The organism is Sphingopyxis granuli (assembly GCF_001559015.1).
Lineage (GTDB): Bacteria > Pseudomonadota > Alphaproteobacteria > Sphingomonadales > Sphingomonadaceae > Sphingopyxis > Sphingopyxis granuli.
In genome coordinates, this window is sequence record NZ_CP012199.1 from 4,159,183 (window position 1) to 4,180,069 (window position 20,887).

Below are 20,887 nucleotides of genomic sequence, written 5' to 3' on the forward strand. Positions count from 1 at the left end.
GCCGACGCATGGCGCCGGCCGATCGTTCGACACCGGAAAGGATCCGCCAATGCTCCGCCGCCTTCCGCTTCTCGCCGCCGCCGCGTCGCTCGCGATACCGGGGTCCGCGTCGGCGCAATCGACGCGACTCGATCTCGACCGATTGACCTATGCCGTCGTTCACGGCGCCGCGCAGCAGGCGGTGCTCGCGACCGACGCCGACGGCCGGCCGCTCAGCTTCCTGCTGCGGATCGACAAGGGGAAGATGCTGCCGCCGCACGGCGCGACCGGACCGGTGCGCCTGCTGACGGTGCTGTCGGGCACGCTGTCCTGGGGCGACGGAGCCAGTCTCGACAAGGCAACCGAGCGCCGCTTCGGCCCGGGCAGCGTGATCGTCATCCCCGCGGAGGGCGGCGAGCATTGGGCCGCGGCCCGCGACGGCGACGTGCTGCTTCAGGTCGTGCTGGTGCGGGACGGGGCGCTGTCGCCCGCGGCGGCGGCGCAGGTGGCGCGATGACCGGCATCGACGATCTCGCGCTCGCCCGCGCGCTCCATGTCCTGGGCGTCGTCGTCTGGATCGGCGGCGTGTCGATGGCGACCACCGTCGCGCTGCCCGCGGTGCGGCGCGGCACGTTCGGCGAAGACCGCGTCGCGGCGTTCCACGCCTTCGAGGGCCGCTTCGTATGGCAGGCGCGCGCGGCGGTGCTGCTGGTCGGGCTCACCGGCTTCTACATGATCGAACGCCTCGACCTGTGGGACCGCTTCGCCGAAGCCCGCTTCTGGTGGATGCACGCGATGGTGATCGTCTGGTCGCTGTTCGCGCTGCTGCTGTTCGTCGGCGAGCCGTTCGTGCTGCACCGCTATTTCCCGGCATGGGCACGGCGCGACCCGCAGCGCGCCTTCACCGCGCTGCACCGCGTGCACGTGGTGCTGCTGGTGCTCGCGATGGCGACGATCCTGGGGGCCGTGGCGGGAAGCCACGGATGGCTTCCCTTCTGATCCGGCGTCAGGCGGCGACGGCGGCCTGCGGGGCGGCCCGGCGGACGCCTTCGTCGACATGGTCCGCGAACTGCGCGAAATTGTCGATGAACTGCTGCACCAGCAACTGCGCCGTGCGGTCATAGGCGGCCTTGTCGACCCAGGCTTCGCGCGGGTCGAGGATCGCGCTGTCGACGCCCGCCACCGCGACCGGATATTCGAAACCGAAGTTCGGGTCCCGGCGGAATTCGGCGTCGTTCAGGCTGCCGTCGAGCGCGGCGTTGAGCAGCGCGCGCGTCGCCTTGATCGGCATGCGCTTGATGCCGTCCATCGTCGCCATGCCGCCGGTCCAGCCGGTGTTGACGAGCCAGCATCTGACGCCGCCCTTCGCGATGCGGTCCTTGAGTAGATTGCCGTAGACGCTCGGGTGGCGCGGCATGAAGGGGGCGCCGAAGCAGGTCGAGAAGGTTGCCTCGGGCTCGGTCACGCCGATCTCCGTGCCGGCGACCTTGGCGGTGTAACCCGACAGGAAATGATACATCGCCTGGTCGGGGGTCAGCCGCGCGATCGGCGGCAGCACGCCGAAGGCATCGGCGGTGAGGAAGATCACCGTCTTCGGCACCGGCCCCATGTTCGCGTCCGACGCGTTCGGGATGAAGTCGATCGGATAGGCGCCGCGGGTGTTTTCCGCGAGGCTGTTGTCGTCAAGGTCGAGCGCGCGCGTTTCGGGGTCGATCACGACATTTTCGAGCACGGTGCCGAAGCGCCGCGTCGTCGCATAGATTTCGGGTTCGGCCTCTTCGGACAGGCGGATCATCTTGGCATAGCAGCCGCCCTCGAAATTGAAGACCGCGGTGTCGGACCAGCCATGCTCGTCATCGCCGATCAGCGTGCGCGACGCATCGGCCGACAGCGTCGTCTTGCCGGTACCCGACAGGCCGAAGAAGACCGCGGTGTCGCCGTCGGGGCCGATGTTCGCCGAACAATGCATCGGCATCACGCCCTGCGCGGGGAGCAGATAGTTGAGGATGCCGAACACCGACTTCTTCATCTCGCCGGCGTAGGCGGTGCCGCCGATCAGCACGAGCTTCTCCGCGAAATTGACCGCGACCACCGTCTCGCTCCGCGTCCCGTGCTTCGCCGGGTCGGCGCGGAAGCTGGGCAGGTCGATGACGGTATAGTCGGTCTGGAACGCCGCCAGCTCGTCGGCGGTCGGGCGGCAAAGCAGGGTGCGGATGAACTGGCTGTGCCACGCATATTCGGTGAGCACCTGCACGCCGACGCGATATTCGGGCTGCGAGCCGCCGAACAGCTGCTGGCGATAGAGGCGGCCGGACGCGGCGAGATGCGCGAGGAAATCGGCCTTCAGCGCCGCGAAATGATCGGGCGTCATCGCGACGTTGGTCTTGCCCCACCAGATGGTGTCGCGGGTTTCGTCGTCCTGGACGATGAACTTGTCCTTGGCGCTGCGCCCGGTGTGCTTGCCGGTGGCGACGACGAGCGGGCCGTCCTTGGCCAGCAGGCCTTCGCCATGGCGGACGGCATCCTCGACGAGCCGGGCCGTGCCCCAATTGTCGGCGACGTCCGCTTTCGTTTCGACGGTCGCATCGCCGATCGCAATCCTGGTCATCTATCTTCGCCTTTCCCTGGCGCTGCGGCCCGCCTGGTTCGCGATGCGCGGCCTGCCGAGCAGAAGGGCTGGCCCGCATGCGTCATGGGTGCCGACGTGACGCCGATTCCGTAGATATCCAGTCGCGTTAGCGAGGATGACGGGGCAGGTCAAAAGATTAAAGGGTGAATCGCGGCCGGGCCGTGCGCGGTTGTCGATGGCCGCCGGATCGGCTAGTTCGCCTGCGGGGCGCCCAGCCATTGGAAAGAGCATGACGGCAACCATCGCGCTGGTCGACGACGACCGCAACATCCTGCAATCCCTGTCGATCGCGCTCCAGGCCGAAGGCTTTGCGACGCGCGTCTATTCGGACGGCGAGGCGGCGCTGAAGCCGCTGATCGACAATCCCCCCGACCTCGCCGTCTTCGACGTCAAGATGCCGCGCATGGACGGGCTCGAACTGCTGCGCCGGCTGCGCGAGAAAAGCCAGCTTCCGGTCATCTTCCTGACCAGCAAGGACGACGAGATCGACGAGGCGCTGGGTCTGGCGATGGGCGCCGACGATTATATCGCCAAGCCCTTTTCGCAGCGGCTGGTGATCGCGCGCATCCGCGCGATCCTGCGCCGCGTCGAACTCAACCGGAGCAGCGCCGGCGCCGACGACGAGCCGGTCGCCGAACCCATTTCGCGCGGGCGGCTGACGATGGACCCGGCGCGTCACAAGGTGAGCTGGGACGGGCGCGACGTGACGCTGACCGTCACCGAATTCCTGATCCTGGAAACGCTCGCCAGCCGCCCCGGGATCGTCCGCAGCCGCAACCAGCTGATGGACGCGGCCTATCAGGACGATGTCTATATCGACGACCGCACGATCGACAGTCACATCAAGCGCCTGCGCCGCAAGTTCCGCGAGGTCGATTCCGAATTCGACGCGATCGAAACCCTCTATGGCGCGGGTTACCGCTTCTCCGACGATGCTTAGGGCGATGCGCAGGTCGGAGGAGGCATCCGCAGCCGAGCAGGAAGAGGCGCCGCTCGTCTGGTCGGCGCGCTGGTCGCTGACGACGCGCATCCTGGCGGTCAACATCCTGGCGGTCGCGCTGCTTGCCGGCGGCTTCTTCTATCTCGACACCTATCGCACCCGGCTGGTCGACACGCGCATCGCGGTGATGGAGGACCAGCTCGCGATGCTCGACAGCGCGCTCGAGGCGGCGCGCCCCGACCAGCGCCAGCGGCTGATCGGCGAATTCACCCGTGCGACCGAATCGCGGCTGCGCTTCTACGATGCCGCGGGGCGCAAGGTCGACGACAGCTTCGCGCACGCCCCGCCGACCTATACGCTGCGCGACCCCGAACTGCAGCCGTGGAAACGCGACGCCGCGCGCGCGATGGACCGCGGCATCGACTGGATCGTCGGCGCGCCGACCTATCCCGATTTCGAGGAGCCGCTGGACGATCGCGCCGCTGCGTGGCCCGAGGTGGTGGAAGCGCTGCGCAGCGGAGTGGAAGCGACGCGGTTCCGCTATGCGCCCGAACGCACGCCGCTGCTCAGCGCGACGCGCGTCGTCGACCTCGAAACGCCCGAGGTGATGCTGATGACGCTCAACGCGCGCGACATCACGCGCACCGTGCGCGCCGAACGCTTCCGCCTCGCGGTGGTGATGGCGATGGTGCTGGTCGCATCGGTGCTGCTGTCGCTGTTCCTGGCGCGCACGATCGTCCGCCCGCTGCGCAGGCTGGCGCGCGCGGCGGTGCGCGTCCGCCTCGGCCGCGCGCGCGAGGTCGTCGTCCCCCGCCTGCCGAGCCGCCGCGACGAGATCGGCACCCTTGCCCGCGCGCTGAGCGACATGACGCAGGCGCTGCGCGAACGCATCGACGCGGGCGAGCATTTCGCCGCCGACGTAACGCACGAGCTCAAGAATCCGATCGCCTCGGTCCGCTCGGCGATCGAGGGGCTGGGCCGCGTCCGGACCGACGAACAGCGCGCGCAGCTGCTCGCCATCGCCGACGAGGATGTGCGCCGACTCGACCGGCTCGTCACCGACATCAGCGACGCGAGCCGCATCGACGCGCAGCTTTCGCGCACCCATTTCGAGCCGATCGACATCGGGCTGATGATCGAATCGATGCTCGCGGGCCGCGCCGCGCGCGCCGAGCAGGGGGCGGACGGACAGAAGGCGAACGGGCCGCGCATCGCCTTCGCGCGCCCACGCCGCGGCACGACGATGGTGATGGGCGACGGACACCGGATCGAACGCGCGATCGACAATGTCATCGACAATGCGATCAGCTTCTCGCCGCCGGACGGTCTCGTCTGCATCGCCGCGACGCGGCTGGGCGACGAGGTGCATGTGCGCGTCGACGACGACGGTCCCGGCATCGATCCGGCGCAGCGCGAGGCGATCTTCCGCCGCTTTCACAGCGAGCGCCCCGATGGCGAGGCCTTCGGCCGCCACAGCGGGCTGGGTCTCGCCATCGCGCGCACGATCATCGAGGGTCACAGCGGCACCATCGCCGCGCGAGACCGCGAGGACGGCCGGCGCGGCGCGAGCCTGCTGATCACCCTGCCGGCCGGCGACGGAAACGAAACGGTCGCCTGAGTCCGGCGGCATTCACCAATCTTCCCTCCCGCAAGCGGGAGGGGCAGCGAGGCCTGCGAACTTGTTCGTTATAATCTGTGGGGATTCGGGTTTCGGCACGGTTTTTCCCTTCCGTCACGCTGAACTTGTCTGGCAATGATCCCTTTTCGACAAGTCACTGTTCCCCGGCGAAAGCCGGGGTCCATGCGAGGCAGCGCTGTGCCATCTGGACCCCGGCTTTCGCCGGGGAACGGCGCCTGACTTGCCTGAAGGACATATGTGCCAACTTGTTTCAGAGCCTGCCCCGGACCCGATCCGGTGGTCCATGGTCTGCCCTCGCCTGAAAGGCGGCGCAAAGGGCAACGTCCGGTCATGGATGCTGAAACGAGTTCAGCATGACGAACGGATGAGGCGGTGCGCCGAACGCCGAATCCCCAAGGACCATAAAGCCTGATGCCATGCGTTGGAATCGTCATTGCGGGGAGCGAAGCGACGCGGCAATCCAGAGTTGGCGCAAACCCGCTACCCGCCGGTTTGCCGCCCTTGCTACCCTACCCCGCCGCAGCTAAGCCTAGGCGATGCTTTCGAGCCGGACCGTGCCAGAGATCGTCAACATCCATGCGAGCTGCGTCGCCGCCGGGCGCCGCGGCATCCTGCTGCTCGGCCCGTCCGGGCTGGGCAAGTCCGACCTCGCGCTACGGCTGATCGACCGGGGCGCGCGGCTGGTCGCCGACGATCGCTGCGACGTCTGGCGCCAGGACGGCGCGCTGTGGTGCCGGCCGCCCGAGGCGCTGGAGGGCAAGCTGGAGGTGCGCGGGATCGGCATCGTCGAACAGCCCTTCGCCGCGCCGGTGCCGCTCGCGCTCGCGGTACGGCTGGCCGACCGCTACGACCGCATGCCCAACCCGGGCGAGGTCGAGACGGTCGCGGGCCATCCGCTGCCCGCCCTGCGGCTTTCGGCCTTCGAGGCGTCGGCACCGATCAAGGTCATGCTCGCGCTCGACCGCCTGGCGACCCCGGCATGACCGCCCCGGCCGAACCGCGCCTGCTGCTCGTCACCGGCCTCGCGGGCGCCGGCAAGTCGACCGCGCTCAAGGTGCTCGAGGACCTCGGTTGGGAGGTGGTCGACAATCTGCCGCTGTCGCTGCTCGAACCGCTGATCGATGCGCCGGTCAAGCGCAGCGAGGCGCACCGGCCGCTCGCGGTCGGCATCGACAGCCGCAGCCGCGGCTTCCGCCCCTCGCTGCTCGTCCGTCATATCAAGGACCTGCGCGCCGCGGGCGGGCGCGACATCCAGACGCTGTTCCTCGACTGCGCGGGCGCCGAACTTGAACGCCGCTTTTCCGAGACGCGCCGCCGCCATCCGCTCGCCGAGGATCGCCCCGCCGCCGACGGCATCGCGCGCGAGCGCGAGATGATGGAATCGCTGCGTCGCTGGGCCGAGCATGTCGTCGACACGACCAATTATTCGAGCAACGACCTGCAGGAAGAGATCCGCCACCGGTTCGGTGACGACGGCGACAACGAACCGGCGCTCAACATATTGAGCTTCGGCTTCGCGCGCGGCCTGCCGCGCAACGCCGATCTCGTCTTCGATATGCGCTATCTGCGCAATCCGCACTGGGACCCGGCGCTGCGCCCCGGCACCGGGCTCGACCCCGCGGTCGCCGCCTATGTCGCCGCCGACCCCGCCTATGAGGCGACGGTGTCGCAGATCGAGACGCTGCTGCTGACGCTGCTGCCGCGCTACCGCGCCGAGGGGAAGAGCTATGTCACCATCGCCTTCGGCTGCACCGGCGGGCGCCACCGGTCGGTCCATGTCGCCGAACGCGTCGCCGGGACGCTGCAGGCCGCGGGCCACCTTCCGACCGTCACCCACCGCAACCTTGACTCCGCCCCGCAAGATGGGCTTGAGGGCAAGCCCCCGCCCGCATCTCCCGCATCCGGCGGACAAGCATAAGGGTCGTCGATTTCATGCCCACCGATAAAGCGCTGCCGCTGCTTGGTATGGTCCTCGTCACGCATGGCCGGCTCGCCGAGGAAATGGTGACGGCGATGGAGCATGTCGTCGGCCCGCAGCGCGCGATCGCGACCGTGTGCATCGGCCCCAACGACAATATGGAAATGCGGCGCAAGGAAATCGCCGAGGCGATCCGCAAGGTCGACGAGGGACGCGGCGTCATCATGCTGACCGACCTGTTCGGGGGCACGCCGTCGAACCTCGCGATCAGCCTGCTCGAACAGGGGCGGACCGAGGTGATCGCGGGGGTCAACCTGCCGATGCTGATCCGGCTCGAAAGCGCGCGCAAGGCGATGGACCTGCGCGCCGCGGTGATCGCGGCGAAGGAAGCCGGCCAGAAATATATCTCCGTCGCGTCGGAAATGCTGGGAGTGGGGCCATGAGCGAAGCGTCGGAGACCGTCGAGATCACCAACCAGCGCGGGCTCCACGCGCGCGCCAGCGCCAAGTTCGTCACCTTCGTCAGCCGCCTGCCCGAAACCGTGACGGTCGAGGTCGAAAAAGGCGGATCGCGCGTCAACGGCACATCGATCATGGGGCTGATGATGCTCGGCGCGGCGAAAGGCGACAGCATCACCATCCACACTAGCGGCGATGGCGCCGACACCGCGCTGCTCAAGCTGGTCGGCCTCGTCAAGGACAGCTTCGGCGAGGATTGACGGGCGCCATTCCGCATTCCCGTTCGTGTCGAGCGAATATAAAAGTTTGCGTGCCCTGAGGCATGATTATCTTAGCTTGCAAAGCCGAGTGCTCCCGCGCAGGCGGGAGTCCAGAAGCGGGGAGAGTCAAGGTCGGTGCCACATCACTCTGGGTCCCCGCCTACGCGGGGACACGACATGGTTTATCCAAACATTATCACGCTCTAAGGGACGTCCATCGTTGACCACTCGCCGTTCCCGCATCGAAAGTCTCTCCAACCCGCTGGTCAAGCGGATGCGGCTGCTGCGCGAGAAACGGCACCGCCGCGCCGAAGGCCTCTTCCTCGCCGAAGGGCTGCGGATCGCGACCGAGGCGCGCGAGGCGGGGGTGCTGCCGCAGTGGCTGTTCCTCGCCGACGAAGGCGCCGCCGGGCATCCGCTGGCGAAGGCGCTGGTCGAGGCGACGCTGGCGGCGGGCGGCGAGGTGATCGACACGACGCCCGCGATCCTTTCCAAACTCTCCGGCAAGGACAATCCGCAGACCGTCGTCGGCATCTATGCCGAGCCGCAGACCGCACTGGCCGACATCGACCGCGACGCCGCGCCGATCTGGCTGGTCGCCGAGCGGCTGCGCGACCCCGGCAACCTCGGCACGATGCTGCGCACCGGCGATGCGGTCGGGGCGGGCGGGCTGATCCTGCTCGACGACAGCACCGATCCCTGGTCGGTGGAAGCGGTGCGCGCGAGCATGGGGGCGATCTTCACCCAGCGGCTGGTGCAGGCGCGCTGGGACGAATTCCTGCCCTGGCTGCGCGCCGGCCGCGGCGAGCTGGTCGCGACCTGGCTGGGCGACGACAGCAAGGATTATCAGGCGGTGCGCTATGCCGCGCCGACCTTCCTGCTGATCGGCAACGAATCGCAGGGGCTACCGCCCGCCTATGCCGCCGCCGCCGACGTGCGCGTGAAGATGCCGATGCTGGGCAAGGCCGACAGCCTGAACGCCGCGGTCGCCGCGGCGGTGATGGCCTATGAGGTGCTGAACCAGCGGCGAAGATGAACGGCGCTTGGCCGGATCGTTCAGAAAAGCGCCAGTCCCATGCAACTAGACGCCCGCCTTTCCGTTCGAGTCGAGCGGAACCGGGGCGCGTGCCGAACAGGACGCGGACTATCCCGGCTCCACCCGACACGAACGCGTTCCTGGAGACGACCATGACGAAAACGCTGCCCCTGCTCGCCCTTTCCCTCGCCCTCTCCGCCTGCGCGTCCACCGGGACGCCGCAGGCGCCCGGCGATGCGCCGCCGCCCGCCGGCGCCTATATGGCGGTCGGCACCGAGCCCGGCTGGACGCTGGAGATCACCCCCGAAAGGCTGAACTATGCCGGCGATTACGGCGATACGAATATCGTCGTGCCGAACCCCGGCGCGCGCGCGTCGTCGGGCGGCGAACGCTATGTCACGCCACGCCTGACGGTCGACGTCGCCCACGCCGCGTGCAGCGACGGGATGAGCGACCGGCGCTATCGCGACACGGTGACGGTGACCGCCGACGGCAAGACGGTGAAGGGCTGCGGCGGCGCGATCCTGCCGCCGGGCGAACTGGCCGGCACCCACTGGACCTTCGTGTCGATCGGCGGCGTCGCGATCGCCGGCGACCGGCCGGCCGAGCTGCAATTCGACGGTGACCGGATGAGCGGCAGCGCCGGCTGCAACCGCTTCGGCGGCAGCTATTCGGTCAAGGACGGAATGCTGACCGCGGGGCGACTCGCGGCAACGCTGATGGCCTGCCCCGGCCCCGCGATGGAACAGGAACGCGGCTTCTTCGCCCTGATGGAGGCGCCGGTGCGCGTCGATTTCCCGGCGGACGGCACGATGGTGCTGACCGGCAGGGACGGCAAGACGGCCGTGCTCAAGCGGGCGATATAGAACCGCGGGCGTAAAATCCGAACCATCGCCCCGTTGGCGAGCGGGGATCGGGGATCGGGGGAGCGATGCCGGTCGGGCATGCGCCTCCAAGCCGACATGCCGCCTACGCAGCAATGGCGACTCATTCGCCCGCGTCGTTCACCGCGTTCGGCGCTGCCGCCAGCTTGGCGAGCGGGCGCGCGGCCTGTTCGGCGACCGGCAGCGTCGGGATTTCCTTGCCGCCGGTCTCGATATCGAGCGCCTCGAAACGCTTCGCCTGCGTCAGCACCTGCGATTCGAAGCTGCCGACGAAGGCGTTGTAGGCGCCCGTCGCCTGGTCGAGATTCTTGCCGACCCGCGCGATATGCCCGCCCATCGTCGCCATGCGCGCGTACAGTTCCTTGCCGAGCGCCGCGATCTCGCGCGCCTGTCCCGCGAGCTTTTCCTGCCGCCACACCGCGGCGACGGTGCGCGCGATCGCGATCAGGTTGGTCGGGGTCGCGAGCAGCACCTTGCGCTCGAACGCATAGTCCCACAGCCCCGTATCCTGGTCGAGCGCGGCGGCGAGGAAATGCTCGCCGGGGACGAACATCACGACATAGTCGGGCGTGTCGTCGAACTGGTTCCAATAGGCCTTGGCGCCGAGCGCGTTGACATGCGCCTTCATCGCCGCGGCGTGCGCCGCCAGATGCGCCGTCTTTTCCCCCTCATCGACCGCGCCGAACGCGTCCTGATAGGCGTTGAGCGACACCTTGGCGTCGATGACCAGATTCTGCCCGCCCGGCACCCGCACCACCACGTCGGGGCGCAGCCGCCCGCCCTCGCCGTCGGCGACGCTGACCTCGGTCTGGAAATCGGCATGTTCGGAAAGACCGCAGCTTTCGAGGACATTGCGAAGCTGCTGCTCGCCCCAGCGGCCGCGCGCCTTGGGCGCGTTGCGCAGCGCGTTGACCAGCTTCGCCGCCTCGCTCGACACGCGCTCGTTCTGCGCGCGCATCGATTCGATCTGCCCCTGCAGGATGCCGAAGGCGCTCTGCCGGTCGGCCTCGACCTTCGTCACCGCCCGCTCATATTTTTCGAGCCGCTCGTGGACGGGCGACAGCAGCGCCTTCAGATTCTGCCCCGCGCTTTCCTCGCTCTGCCGGAAGCGCGCCTCGGCGCGTTCGAGGAACGCCTTCTGCGCCTCGCCGAGCATCGCCTGCCCAACCTCGCGGAACTGCGCGGTAAGTGCCGCCTGCGCCTCGCGAAGCTGGGCGATCTGCGCGTCATGCGCGGCATCGCGCGCCTTCTGCTCGGCGAGCAGCGCCGACAATTGCAGGTCGGCGGCCTTGCGCGCGTCGGCCTCTGCGGCAAGGTCGGTCACGGCGATCTTGAACCGCTCGGCCAACCCGTCACGCTCGGCCCGCAGCGCCCCCGCCTGCCGCCCGGCAAACAACCAGCCGATCAGAGCGCCTAGGACGAGCGCGACAAGAGCGGCGATCAGCGAGAGCATATCCATGCACGGAACATAGAATGAACGCTGCGCCTTTGGCCAGAGGTTTCGGCGGCAGCCGGCTCCGATCAACGCATCGGCCCGAACGGCAGCACCGCCCGACAGGCCTCCACCCGCGCCGCACCGCCGATCGGCACGCTCGGCGGGCGCGAGAGCCCATATCCCGTCGGCCCTCCCAAAAAAGCTGGGCCGATGCTTGCCCGGGAGCAAGGAGGCATCGACCCAAGGTTTCCCCCAGTGGTGGGTGGAGAGGACGTCAGAATTTCTTTGCGATGCTGAACCCGATGACGCGCGGATCGAGCGTGAAGACGTTGGTCGTCAGGCCCGTATCGTCCGAGTTCAGGAAGGCGTCGGTGATCGGCGACTTGTTGAAGACATTCTTCACATAAGCTTCGAACGTCAGATCCTCGGGCCCATCGACGCGCAGCGAAATGTTGACGTTAGACCAACTTTTCAGGCGATCATAAGGGTCGAGATTATAGACGCGGTGCCAGCTTTTGGCCTGCCAATAAGCGTCGCCCCGAAGGGTCGCACTCCAGTCGGCATCGAAGTCGATCGTATATTGAGCGCCGATGTTGGCCGTCCAGCGGGGTGCGTTGGGCAATTCGTTGCCGCTCAAGTCGGCCCGGAGACCAGCGCCGCCATTCAGTTCGGGATAGTTGGCGGGATCATATTCGGTGCCGCCAAAGGCAGGGTCCGTGATGACCGGAGGAAAGAATCCGGCGATCAGGCCCCTGACGCCGCCGCACAGGCCATAATATTGCATAAGACCGGAACGCGCGCGCGCCCATTCCGCTGCGACATGAGTCGGAACGACACAGTTGGACGGCAATTGCATCCACGGCTTGACCAAAGTGTAATCGGGATTGCCTTGCGTGCGGTTCATGATGTCGATCGAGCTCTCACCTTTGCCGATCTTTGTGCGGAGATAGCCAAGATTGGCATTGATCCGCAGATTCCGCGTCGGCGCGAACACCGTCTCGAATTCCAGACCCCATACCTTGGCGTCGAAATTCTCGTTTACAGCCGTACGGTCCCGAATTTGCGAAACCTGATAATCTTTATAGTCGTATAGGAATGCCGTAGCGTTGAATGTCAGCGCGCCATTTAGCAACGTATTCTTGGCACCTATTTCAAAAGAGTTCACGAATTCTGGATTAAATGTCGAATCATATTCTACGGAATTAAGAGTCAATACAGGATACATACCCGTATAAAAATCGAGAACTAGTGGATTAACGCCGTCAGCCAAAGCGTTAGCTAGAAACTCTTCCCCAGTTGCGAAGCCGGGGCTCGGCGGGTTTGCTCCGCCCCCTTTGTAACCACGGGAATAAAAGGCGTAGAGCATGGTATCGTCAGTGAAACCTAGTTCCGGTTTCCAGTCGAGGCCTATCCTGCCCGTCCACTCGCGCCAAGTCTGTTTGATGGGTGCGAGTTCCGGATAGCCAGAGGAGACCGTTCCACCTGCCCACATCGACCTTGCCAGCAAGGCCTGCGAAGGAACCGGCGTGAATGTTTTGCGGTCATCCGTGTAGCGAAAACCGGCTGTCAGCTTCAGATCGTCGCGGATATTCCAATAGGCCTCGCCAAAAATCGCTGAAGATGCAAGCCTATAGGGATTCTTGGATCGAAAGTAATTGTGGCCATTCCCATCAATGCTATCAACAGGATTTGGATCAACATAAGGACAAGTCGCTAGCGGATCGGATGGTGAAACCGCGGGGCCGCCTATCGTATTGGATCCGGGGCACACGGCTGGATCCCACGGAGTTGCAAGGTCCGGGATCGAGAAAAACCCTGGCCCCCAAGCCAATGCCGTCAACACATTGTACATGACATAATAGTCATCTACAGTCTTAAAATGGGTATAGTTGACGCCTGCGCTAAAGTTAAAAGGCCCATTAAATGATGACTGTAGGCGAAGTTCCTGACTGAACTGCTTTGATTTTGCTTGGCTTATATCAAAACCGGCCACCTTGTCAGTACATCCCACCTGCGGATCGCAGAATATTCCTCCCGGAGCCAAGTCACGATATTGACTTGGCTCCCCAGTATGCTGAATTAAATTTGACGTATTTGTGAAGACGGGAAAACTATTAAATCTATTGTAATCCTGAAATGAATAAGTTTTATCTTCATTGTACGCCGTCTGGGAAGTGAAGGTCAGAGCGGGCGTGAAGTCAATGTCAAAGTTGAACTGGAGAAGATCGGCCTTTGCACGGTAGCGAGGATCACGGATCGAGTTGATCACGCGCAGGTCACGATTCTGCATAAGCCCACCGTACGGATCAACCGGTTGGATGATGGCCTGTAATCCTCCGCTCTGTTCGGCATTCAAAAATCCAAGGCCGGTTCCAGCATCCTTCAGGCCCACCGCACCTAGAATGAAGCCGTACGATAAACCATTGGGCGTCCCAAAGGCGGCGTCATCAAAGAGGCTGCCGGGCTTACATCCCTGACCGAACAAGGCACGACGGATTTCCACGCCCGTATACACATTCACATTGTCGGCCAGATCGACGCCGCCGACATGCGTCGGTCCATCGTCGCGATGGCAAAGCTGCTTGCCGGTGCGGGACCGATTGTCATCCTCGTTGAAGCGTTCCCAGATCAGATTGGCCCGGAACCAGGGCTCCGGTTCAAATGCGAGCGATGCGCGGCCTGTCCACAAATCGCGGCCGTTTATGCGGTTCTTCGTGGTGTCGTTATAGTCGAAGCCGTCGCGCGTCGTCATCGACCCGGCAAGGCGCAGCGCGAGCACGTCGCCGACCAGCGGGACGTTCAGGGTCGCATTCAGGCGCTTGGTATCGTAGTTGCCGACCTCGCCCTTGATCGACCCTTCGAACACACCCATTTTCGGACGGCGCGGGATCAGGTTGATGACGCCGCTGGTCGCATTGCGACCGTAGAGCGTACCTTGCGGTCCGCGCAGCACCTCGACCCGCTCGACGTCCAGATATTCCTGCTCGAACAGGCGATTGTGGATCAGCGTCGTATTGTTGAACGCCACGGCAACGCCGGGGTCAGTCGTCGCCGACACCGCCTTGGTCCCGACGCCGCGGATCGAGAAATTATAGCCCGTGAAATTATTCTTCGAGAAGGTGACGTTGGGGATCGCTTTCAGCAGGTCGAAGCCGCCTTCGATCTTCTGTTCCTCGAGTGCCTTTTCGCTGAACGCGGAAATGGCGATCGGAACGTCCTGAACCGCCTCCTTGCGCTTTTGCGCGGTGACGACGATTTCCTCGGGCCGGAAGCCTTCGGCGCTGTTGTTTTCCGCCGCGGCCCGAGCGATCACATACACACCCTCGGCATTGCGATGCGCGCTCATCCCGCTGCCGCGCAACAACGCCGTCAGGGCGGCATCGACCGAATAGCTACCCTTCAAGGCTGGGCTGCGCTTGCCGCGCAGCGCGGCGCCATCGAAGACAACCTGAATGCCGCTGGCCTGCGCCAAGGCGCGCAATGCGCCGCCAAGGTCCTGCGCCGGGATGTCGAACGCGACGGCCTGTTGCGCAAAGGCGGGCGCCGGAAGGGCGGAAACGACGATAGCGGCGGTGGCAAGCCCGGACAGCAGGTGCGGCCTGAAAGACATGAGATACTCCCCCAAGTTACGAGGGGTCGATTCACGCCCCCCTGTAAAATGAGACGCACGGCCGCCGGATTTGCGCCCCTCTATTTTTCCGGTGCGGCCCTTGCCGCGCTATCGAGCCGGATACTGCCGCCCTCGGCGCGGGCCGAAACCGGGAAGATCGCGGTCACGCCGCTGATGAAGCCGCGGGTGTCGCCTGCGTCGAACACGCCGTTGACCGGATAGCCGCCCGCCGTCGCGTCGCCGACGACGATCGGCGTGTCGGCGTAGCGATTCACGCGCTCGACCGCGCGCGCCAGCGGTTCGTCGATGAAGGTCAGCCGTCCGCCCTCCCACGACAGCGACCGAACGGCGTCGGCGGGAGCGATGCTCGCCGCGCCCGACGACAGAATCAGGGTCAGTTCCTGCCCCGGCCTGAGCCGCGATCCCGCGTCGGTACGTCCGCCGATGCGCTCTGGCGCCCGCGCCTGACCCGCGGGATGCGCCAGCACCGCGACATGGCCCTCGTAGAGCAGGACGCGCATCTGGTCTCGCAGCAGTTCGACGCTGAATGCCGTGCCGGTCGCGACCACCGTCTTTTGCCCGGCGGTGACGGTGAAGGGACGCAGCGGGTCTTTCGCCACGTCGAATTTCGCGCGCCCGCGTTCGAGGACGAGCGTGCGCCTGTCGCCCGAATAGGCGACCGTGACCCGGCTCGACGCGTCGAGCGACACGCGCGACCCGTCGTCGAGCCGAACGACGCGCCGCTCGCCGATGCCGGTGGCATAGACGTCGGGGCCGCTCGCCAGATACCATGCGCCGCTGATCACCATCAGCACCAGAACCGCCGCAAGGGCGAGAACGCGCTGTCGGCTTCTGCGCCAGCCAGATCGCGGATCGCCCGCGCCGCGCGCGGCTTCCATCGTCGTCAGCGCCTTGGCGCGGAGCGAGAGGAAGCCCGGCATCTCGGCGATGGCGTCGGTGCCTTTCCAGACCGTTACCATCTCGTCGAACGCCTCGCGGTGACGCGGATCCGCGCGGAGCCATGCATCGAACTCGTCGCGCTCGCTTTCGCTCAGGGCGCGATCGGCGATGCGCCAGCACCATTCGGCAGCCTGCTCCTCATGGGCGAGCGGCATGTCGTCGTCTGCCGAATGGATCATGGCCTTCCCCCTACCCGGCGAGCGAGAAAGACCAGCGCGCGAGAAATATGCTTTTCGACTGTCCGCACATTATAGGCGAAATTGTCGGCAATCGTCTGCTTGTCCATATTCTCGACGCGGTAGAGGATGAAAATCTGCTGGGTCGGCTCGGGCAGCGCCTGGATCGCCGCCCACAGCTTGCCGATGGTTTCGCGCGCGGCGGCGATGCGGTGCGGGTCGAGGGGATCGACCTCGCCCGCATCATCCTGCTCGACGGACTGGCGGTAGGCATTGCGCACGCGGTCGCGGCGCGAGCGGTCGCGCAGCAGGTTCGTCGCGATGCGAAAGATGAACGCCTCGGTGGAATCGAAATGGTCTGTCTGCGTCTGGGCCAGGCGGATGAACACTTCCTGCGTCATGTCTTCGGCCTCGGCATGGCTCGATATTCTCCGCGAGAAAAACGCGACAAGGGCCGGCCGGAACTTCCGGCTCAAGCGTTCCAGATCAGAGGCAGCTTCCGCAGCCATCCGCTAATTCTTCCTCCCCTGTCTATATGACGCATGGGTGGGAAGTTGGCGCCCCGAAAAATCGGGACGCGGCGCACACCGTCTTTCCTCCCGTCCATTTGCCTCTATGGTGGCGCCATGCTGGACGAGGGACGACCGCTGACCGACGCAGAACGCACGATGGCGCAGGGCATGTTCGGCGATGCGCTCGATCTCGACGCCGTTCGCATCGTCCATCGGAAATGGTGGCCGTTCCAGCCGCGCCGGATCACGATGGCCCCGCGCGGCCGCATCCATTTCCACCCGAAGGGACCGGGCTATTGCGACTGTTTCGCCCATGCCACGCTCGGCTGGCAGGGGCATCTGATCCACGAACTGGTTCACGTCTGGCAGTTCCAGCACGGCATGAACCTCGTCCTGCGCCGACACCCATTCTGCCGGTACAGCTACACCATCAAGCCCGGCTGGAAACTGGAGCGCTACGGGATCGAGCAGCAGGCGGAAATCGTCCGCCACACCTTCCTGCTTCGCCACAAGCTCGTCGTTCCCGGCGCACCGCCGCTCGCAACGCTCGAAAGCATCCTGCCGTTCGGCACCGCCTGATCCGGGCCGGCCCTTCGGCGAAACGGAAGGCGGCCGGGACTACTTCTTCGCGGCGCCTTCGCCCGCATCATGGTCCATGCCGTCATGGTTCGCCGCGCCGGCATCGGGTGCCGGCTTGATCGGCATGTCGAACAGGATGCGGTCGTTGTTGTTGTTGGTGAAGACGAAGGCCATCGGCAGCTTGCCCGCGCGCACCGCGGCGCCGTTGATGTGCCAGATCATCAGATGCTTGCCGCCGGGCTTGAATTCGAGCTTGCCCTTGGCGGGCACCGCGGCGCTCGCGAGCGGCTTCATCGTCACCACGCCGTTCTCGCGCACGCTTTCGTGCATCTCGACGCGCTGCGCGAGGTCGGCGGTCACCGCGACCAGTTCGACCGGCTGCGGCCCGCCCTCGACGGTGAAATAGCCGACCGCGGGCCGATCGGGGGTCGCGCCCATCTGGATATAGCCGGAGACGACATTGAGCTGCGGACCGGCGCCAAGATTTTCCTGGCACCCCCCGATGGCGAAGGTGGCGGCGGCAAGCGCGGCGATGGCAAGGGCTTTCATGATGTGCGGACTCCCGAAAAGCTGCAATTTCCTGTCCCAGATACGCTCTGGAAACCCTTGTGCCAAGGATCAGCGCACCTATATCGCGCCCATCAGACGAACATCAGGCGTGCCGCATCAGGGCGCCGAAGAAGCAACAAGGACGTTGAGATTATGGCCAAAGTGATCGGGATCGACCTCGGCACCACGAACAGCTGTGTCGCGGTCATGGAGGGCGGCAAGCCCAAGGTTATCGAAAATGTCGAAGGCACGCGCACGACGCCGTCGATCGTCGCCTTCGCCAAGGACGGCGAGCGGCTGATCGGCCAGCCGGCGAAGCGCCAGGCCGTCACCAATCCCGAAAACACGATTTTCGCGGTGAAGCGCCTGATCGGCCGCCGTTTCGACGACCCCATGACCAAGAAGGACATGGAACTCGTTCCCTACAACATCGTCAAGGGCGCGAACGGCGACGCCTGGGTCCGCGCGGGCGGCGAGGATTATTCGCCGTCGCAGATTTCGGCCTTCATCCTTCAGAAGATGAAGGAAACCGCCGAATCCTATCTCGGCGAGAAGGTCGAGCAGGCGGTGATCACCGTCCCGGCCTATTTCAACGACGCGCAGCGGCAGGCGACCAAGGATGCCGGTAAGATCGCCGGTCTCGAAGTGCTGCGTATCATCAACGAGCCAACCGCGGCCGCGCTCGCTTACGGGCTCGACAAGTCGGAGAACAAGACGATCGCGGTCTATGACCTCGGCGGCGGCACCTTCGACATTTCGGTGCTCGAAGTCGGCGATGGCGTGTTCGAGGTGAAGTCGACCAACGGCGACACCTTCCTCGGCGGCGAGGATTTCGACTCGAAGATCGTCGAATATCTGGCCGACGGCTTCAAGAAGGACGAAGGCATCGACCTGCGCGGCGACAAGCTGGCGCTCCAGCGGCTCAAGGAAGCCGCCGAAAAGGCGAAGATCGAACTGTCGTCGGCGCAGTCGACCGAGGTCAACCTGCCCTTCATCACCGCCGATGCCAACGGGCCGAAGCACCTCGTCAAGACGATCACCCGCGCCGACCTCGAAAAGCTGGTCGAAGAGCTGATCAAGCGGACGCTCGAACCGTGCAAGAAGGCGATCAAGGACGCCGGCGTCAGCGCGAGCGACATCGACGAGGTCGTGCTGGTCGGCGGCATGACCCGCATGCCGCGCGTGCGCGAAGTGGTGAAGGACTTCTTCGGCAAGGAACCGCACACCGGCGTCAACCCCGACGAGGTGGTCGCGATCGGCGCCGCGATCCAGGCAGGCGTTCTGCAGGGCGACGTCAAGGACGTGCTGCTGCTCGACGTGACGCCGCTGTCGCTGGGCATCGAGACGCTGGGCGGCGTGTTCACGCGCATGATCGACCGCAACACCACCATCCCGACCAAGAAGTCGCAGGTCTATTCGACCGCCGACGACAATCAGTCGGCGGTGACGATCCGCGTCTTCCAGGGCGAGCGCGAGATGGCGGCCGACAACAAGATGCTCGGCCAGTTCGATCTCGTCGGCATCCCGCCGGCGCCGCGCGGCGTGCCGCAGATCGAGGTGACCTTCGACATCGACGCCAACGGCATCGTCAACGTCTCGGCGAAGGACAAGGGCACCGGCAAGGAACAGCAGATCAAGATCCAGGCCAGCGGCGGCCTGTCGGATGCCGACATCGACCAGATGGTCAAGGACGCCGAACAGTTCGCCGAAGAGGACAAGAAGCGTCGCGAGGCGGCCGAGGCGAAGAACAACGCCGAAAGCCTGATCCACACGACCGAGCGCCAGCTCGAAGAGCATGGCGACAAGGTCGATGCGGGGCTGAAGTCCGAGATCGAGGCCGCGGTCGCCGAAGCCAAGACGGCGGTCGAGGGCGGCGATGCCGCCGCGATGACCGAAAAGGCGCAGGCGCTCGCGCAGGTCGCGATGAAGCTGGGCCAGGCGATCTACGAGAAGGAACAGCAGACCGCGGCGTCGCCCGGCGCCGAGGCCGGCCCGGATACGGACGGCGCCAAGGCCGACGAGGATGTCGTCGACGCCGAATTCTCGGAAGTCGAGGACGACAAGAAGTAAGGAATGGGCTTCACCCGTCATGCCGGCGAAGGCCGGCATCGCTCCCGGCAAGGCTCCGCCGAACCGATAGCGGCCCCGGCCTTCGCCGGGGCGACGGGTTGAAGTAAGGGGCTTTGCAGCATGTCGCTCGACATCGATTATTATGAACTGCTCGAATGCGAGCGGACCGCCGACGATGCGACGCTCAAGGCGAGTTATCGCAAGCTGGCGATGAAATATCACCCCGACCGCAATCCGGGGTGCCAGGACAGCGAAGCGCGCTTCAAGGCGATCAACGAAGCCTATGAGGTGCTGAAGGACCCGCAAAAGCGCGCGGCCTACGATCGTTTCGGCAAGAGCATGCCGCAGGGCGGCTTCGGCGGCCATGCCGATTTCGGCGACATCGGCGACATCTTCGAATCGATCTTCGGTTCGGCCTTCGGCGGCGGCGGGCGGCAGCAGCGCGGCCCGGCGCGCGGCGCCGATCTGCGCTACGACATGGAAATCAGGCTCGAGGACGCCTTTTCGGGCTGCGTGCGCGAGATTCAGGTCGATGTCGCGGCGCGCTGCGATGCGTGCGACGGATCGGGCGCCCGGCCCGGCACCTCGACCCATCGCTGCACGACGTGCGGCGGCCACGGCAAGGTGCGCGCGCAGCAGGGCTTCTTCATGGTCGAGCGCACCTGCCCGCATTGCCAGGGATCGGGCGAGGTCATCACCGATCCGTGCGACCAGTGCCATGGCGAGGGCCGCGTCGACCGGCGCAAGACGCTGACCGTCAACGTCCCCGCCGGGGTCGACGAAGGGACGCGCATCCGCCTGTCGGGCGAGGGCGAGTCGGGTGCGCGCGGCGCGGCGCCGGGCGACCTCTACATCTTCCTCCACATCGCGCGGCACCGGCTGTTCGAACGCGAGGGGACGACGCTGTTCACGCGCGCGCCGATCAGCTTCACCACGGCGGCGCTCGGCGGCTGCATCACTATCCCCGGCCTCGACGGCCGCAAGCACGACATCACCATTCCCGCCGGCATCCAGTCGGGCAAGCAGTTGCGTCAGCGCGGCGCCGGCATGCCCGTGCTCAACGGCCGCGGCAACGGCGACCTCGTCATCCAGATCGACGTCGAGACGCCGACGAAGCTCAACGCGAAGCAGAAGGAACTGCTCGAAGCCTTTCGCGAGACCGAGACCGGCGACGAATGCCCCGCGAGCCAGGGCTTCTTCGGCCGCATCAAGGAAATGTGGGACGACCTGACCGAATGATCATCCTGTCCCTT

19 protein-coding genes are annotated in these 20,887 nt (G+C 65.8%); 13 read left to right on the forward strand and 6 right to left on the reverse strand.

The annotated features are described in order from the left end of the window. Nucleotides 1-49: 49 nt before the first annotated feature. On the forward strand, nt 50-496 hold the full coding sequence (locus SGRAN_RS19110; protein ID WP_067186204.1) for a cupin domain-containing protein: 447 nt from the start codon (nt 50-52) through the stop codon (nt 494-496). Beyond that, nucleotides 493-978 (forward strand): hypothetical protein, encoded by a 486-nt coding sequence (locus SGRAN_RS19115; protein ID WP_311880154.1) that lies wholly within the window; start codon nt 493-495, stop codon nt 976-978. The genes SGRAN_RS19110 and SGRAN_RS19115 overlap by 4 nt, the downstream gene beginning before the upstream one ends. Before the next feature lie 7 nt (nt 979-985). Here the strand turns inward: SGRAN_RS19115 and SGRAN_RS19120 are convergent, their stop codons facing one another. Beyond that, complete coding sequence (locus tag SGRAN_RS19120) at nt 986-2,587, reverse strand: phosphoenolpyruvate carboxykinase (RefSeq protein WP_067186205.1); 1,602 nt, start codon at nt 2,585-2,587, stop codon at nt 986-988. Between the two features lie 250 nt (nt 2,588-2,837). Between SGRAN_RS19120 and SGRAN_RS19125 the strand changes: the two genes are divergently transcribed. The 8 genes from SGRAN_RS19125 to SGRAN_RS19160 all read left to right on the forward strand — a co-directional run bounded on the left by SGRAN_RS19125 (nt 2,838) and on the right by SGRAN_RS19160 (nt 9,725). Next, nucleotides 2,838-3,548 carry a response regulator transcription factor gene (locus tag SGRAN_RS19125; RefSeq protein WP_067112304.1) on the forward strand — a complete coding sequence of 237 codons (711 nt, stop codon included), beginning with the start codon at nt 2,838-2,840 and terminating at the stop codon, nt 3,546-3,548. A 4-nt stretch (nt 3,549-3,552) separates the two neighbouring features. Beyond that, nucleotides 3,553-5,166, forward strand: a complete 1,614-nt coding sequence (locus SGRAN_RS19130) for a sensor histidine kinase (RefSeq protein ID WP_067112302.1) — start codon at nt 3,553-3,555, stop codon at nt 5,164-5,166. A 557-nt stretch (nt 5,167-5,723) separates the two neighbouring features. After that, entirely contained in the window at nt 5,724-6,170 is a 447-nt protein-coding gene (locus SGRAN_RS19135; RefSeq protein WP_067186207.1) for an HPr kinase/phosphorylase, read from the forward strand. Then, entirely contained in the window at nt 6,167-7,105 is a 939-nt protein-coding gene (gene rapZ / locus SGRAN_RS19140; protein WP_067186209.1) for an RNase adapter RapZ, read from the forward strand. Before SGRAN_RS19135 ends, rapZ begins: the two co-directional genes overlap by 4 nt. 38 nt (nt 7,106-7,143) lie before the next feature. After that, on the forward strand, nt 7,144-7,548 hold the full coding sequence (locus SGRAN_RS19145) for a PTS sugar transporter subunit IIA (protein ID WP_067187185.1): 405 nt from the start codon (nt 7,144-7,146) through the stop codon (nt 7,546-7,548). Continuing rightward, entirely contained in the window at nt 7,545-7,823 is a 279-nt protein-coding gene (locus SGRAN_RS19150) for an HPr family phosphocarrier protein (protein WP_067108681.1), read from the forward strand. Before SGRAN_RS19145 ends, SGRAN_RS19150 begins: the two co-directional genes overlap by 4 nt. A 220-nt stretch (nt 7,824-8,043) precedes the next feature. Further along, nucleotides 8,044-8,859, forward strand: coding sequence for a TrmH family RNA methyltransferase (locus SGRAN_RS19155; RefSeq protein ID WP_404950384.1), 816 nt, complete (start codon nt 8,044-8,046; stop codon nt 8,857-8,859). A 152-nt stretch (nt 8,860-9,011) separates the two neighbouring features. Further along, nucleotides 9,012-9,725, forward strand: a complete 714-nt coding sequence (locus tag SGRAN_RS19160; RefSeq protein WP_067186212.1) for an META domain-containing protein — start codon at nt 9,012-9,014, stop codon at nt 9,723-9,725. Between the two features lie 121 nt (nt 9,726-9,846). Here the strand turns inward: SGRAN_RS19160 and SGRAN_RS19165 are convergent, their stop codons facing one another. The 4 genes from SGRAN_RS19165 to SGRAN_RS19180 all read right to left on the reverse strand — a co-directional run bounded on the left by SGRAN_RS19165 (nt 9,847) and on the right by SGRAN_RS19180 (nt 16,433). Continuing rightward, complete coding sequence (locus SGRAN_RS19165) at nt 9,847-11,202, reverse strand: DNA recombination protein RmuC (protein ID WP_067186214.1); 1,356 nt, start codon at nt 11,200-11,202, stop codon at nt 9,847-9,849. Between the two features lie 250 nt (nt 11,203-11,452). Continuing rightward, complete coding sequence (locus tag SGRAN_RS19170; RefSeq protein WP_076077110.1) at nt 11,453-14,788, reverse strand: TonB-dependent receptor domain-containing protein; 3,336 nt, start codon at nt 14,786-14,788, stop codon at nt 11,453-11,455. Nucleotides 14,789-14,868: 80 nt separating this feature from the next. Beyond that, nucleotides 14,869-15,927: a FecR family protein gene (locus tag SGRAN_RS19175; RefSeq protein WP_067108671.1), complete on the reverse strand. Its 1,059-nt coding sequence runs from the start codon at nt 15,925-15,927 to the stop codon at nt 14,869-14,871. Further along, entirely contained in the window at nt 15,924-16,433 is a 510-nt protein-coding gene (locus SGRAN_RS19180; protein WP_067186216.1) for an RNA polymerase sigma factor, read from the reverse strand. The genes SGRAN_RS19175 and SGRAN_RS19180 overlap by 4 nt, the downstream gene beginning before the upstream one ends. A gap of 117 nt (nt 16,434-16,550) precedes the next feature. Here SGRAN_RS19180 and SGRAN_RS19185 point away from each other — a divergent pair, with 117 nt between their 5' ends. After that, nucleotides 16,551-17,015, forward strand: coding sequence for a vgr related protein (locus SGRAN_RS19185; RefSeq protein ID WP_067186218.1), 465 nt, complete (start codon nt 16,551-16,553; stop codon nt 17,013-17,015). 39 nt (nt 17,016-17,054) lie between these two features. On the opposite strand, the gene SGRAN_RS19190 is transcribed toward SGRAN_RS19185, so the two are convergent. Then, nucleotides 17,055-17,564 carry a copper chaperone PCu(A)C gene (locus SGRAN_RS19190; RefSeq protein WP_067186220.1) on the reverse strand — a complete coding sequence of 170 codons (510 nt, stop codon included), beginning with the start codon at nt 17,562-17,564 and terminating at the stop codon, nt 17,055-17,057. A 153-nt stretch (nt 17,565-17,717) separates the two neighbouring features. On the opposite strand from SGRAN_RS19190, the gene dnaK reads away from it, so the two are divergent. Next, nucleotides 17,718-19,634, forward strand: coding sequence for a molecular chaperone DnaK (gene dnaK, locus SGRAN_RS19195; protein WP_067186222.1), 1,917 nt, complete (start codon nt 17,718-17,720; stop codon nt 19,632-19,634). Between the two features lie 120 nt (nt 19,635-19,754). Continuing rightward, the gene (gene dnaJ / locus SGRAN_RS19200) at nt 19,755-20,873 is read left to right on the forward strand and encodes a molecular chaperone DnaJ (protein ID WP_067108657.1); all 1,119 of its coding nucleotides are present in this window, start codon (nt 19,755-19,757) and stop codon (nt 20,871-20,873) included. Nucleotides 20,874-20,887 lie beyond the last annotated feature (14 nt).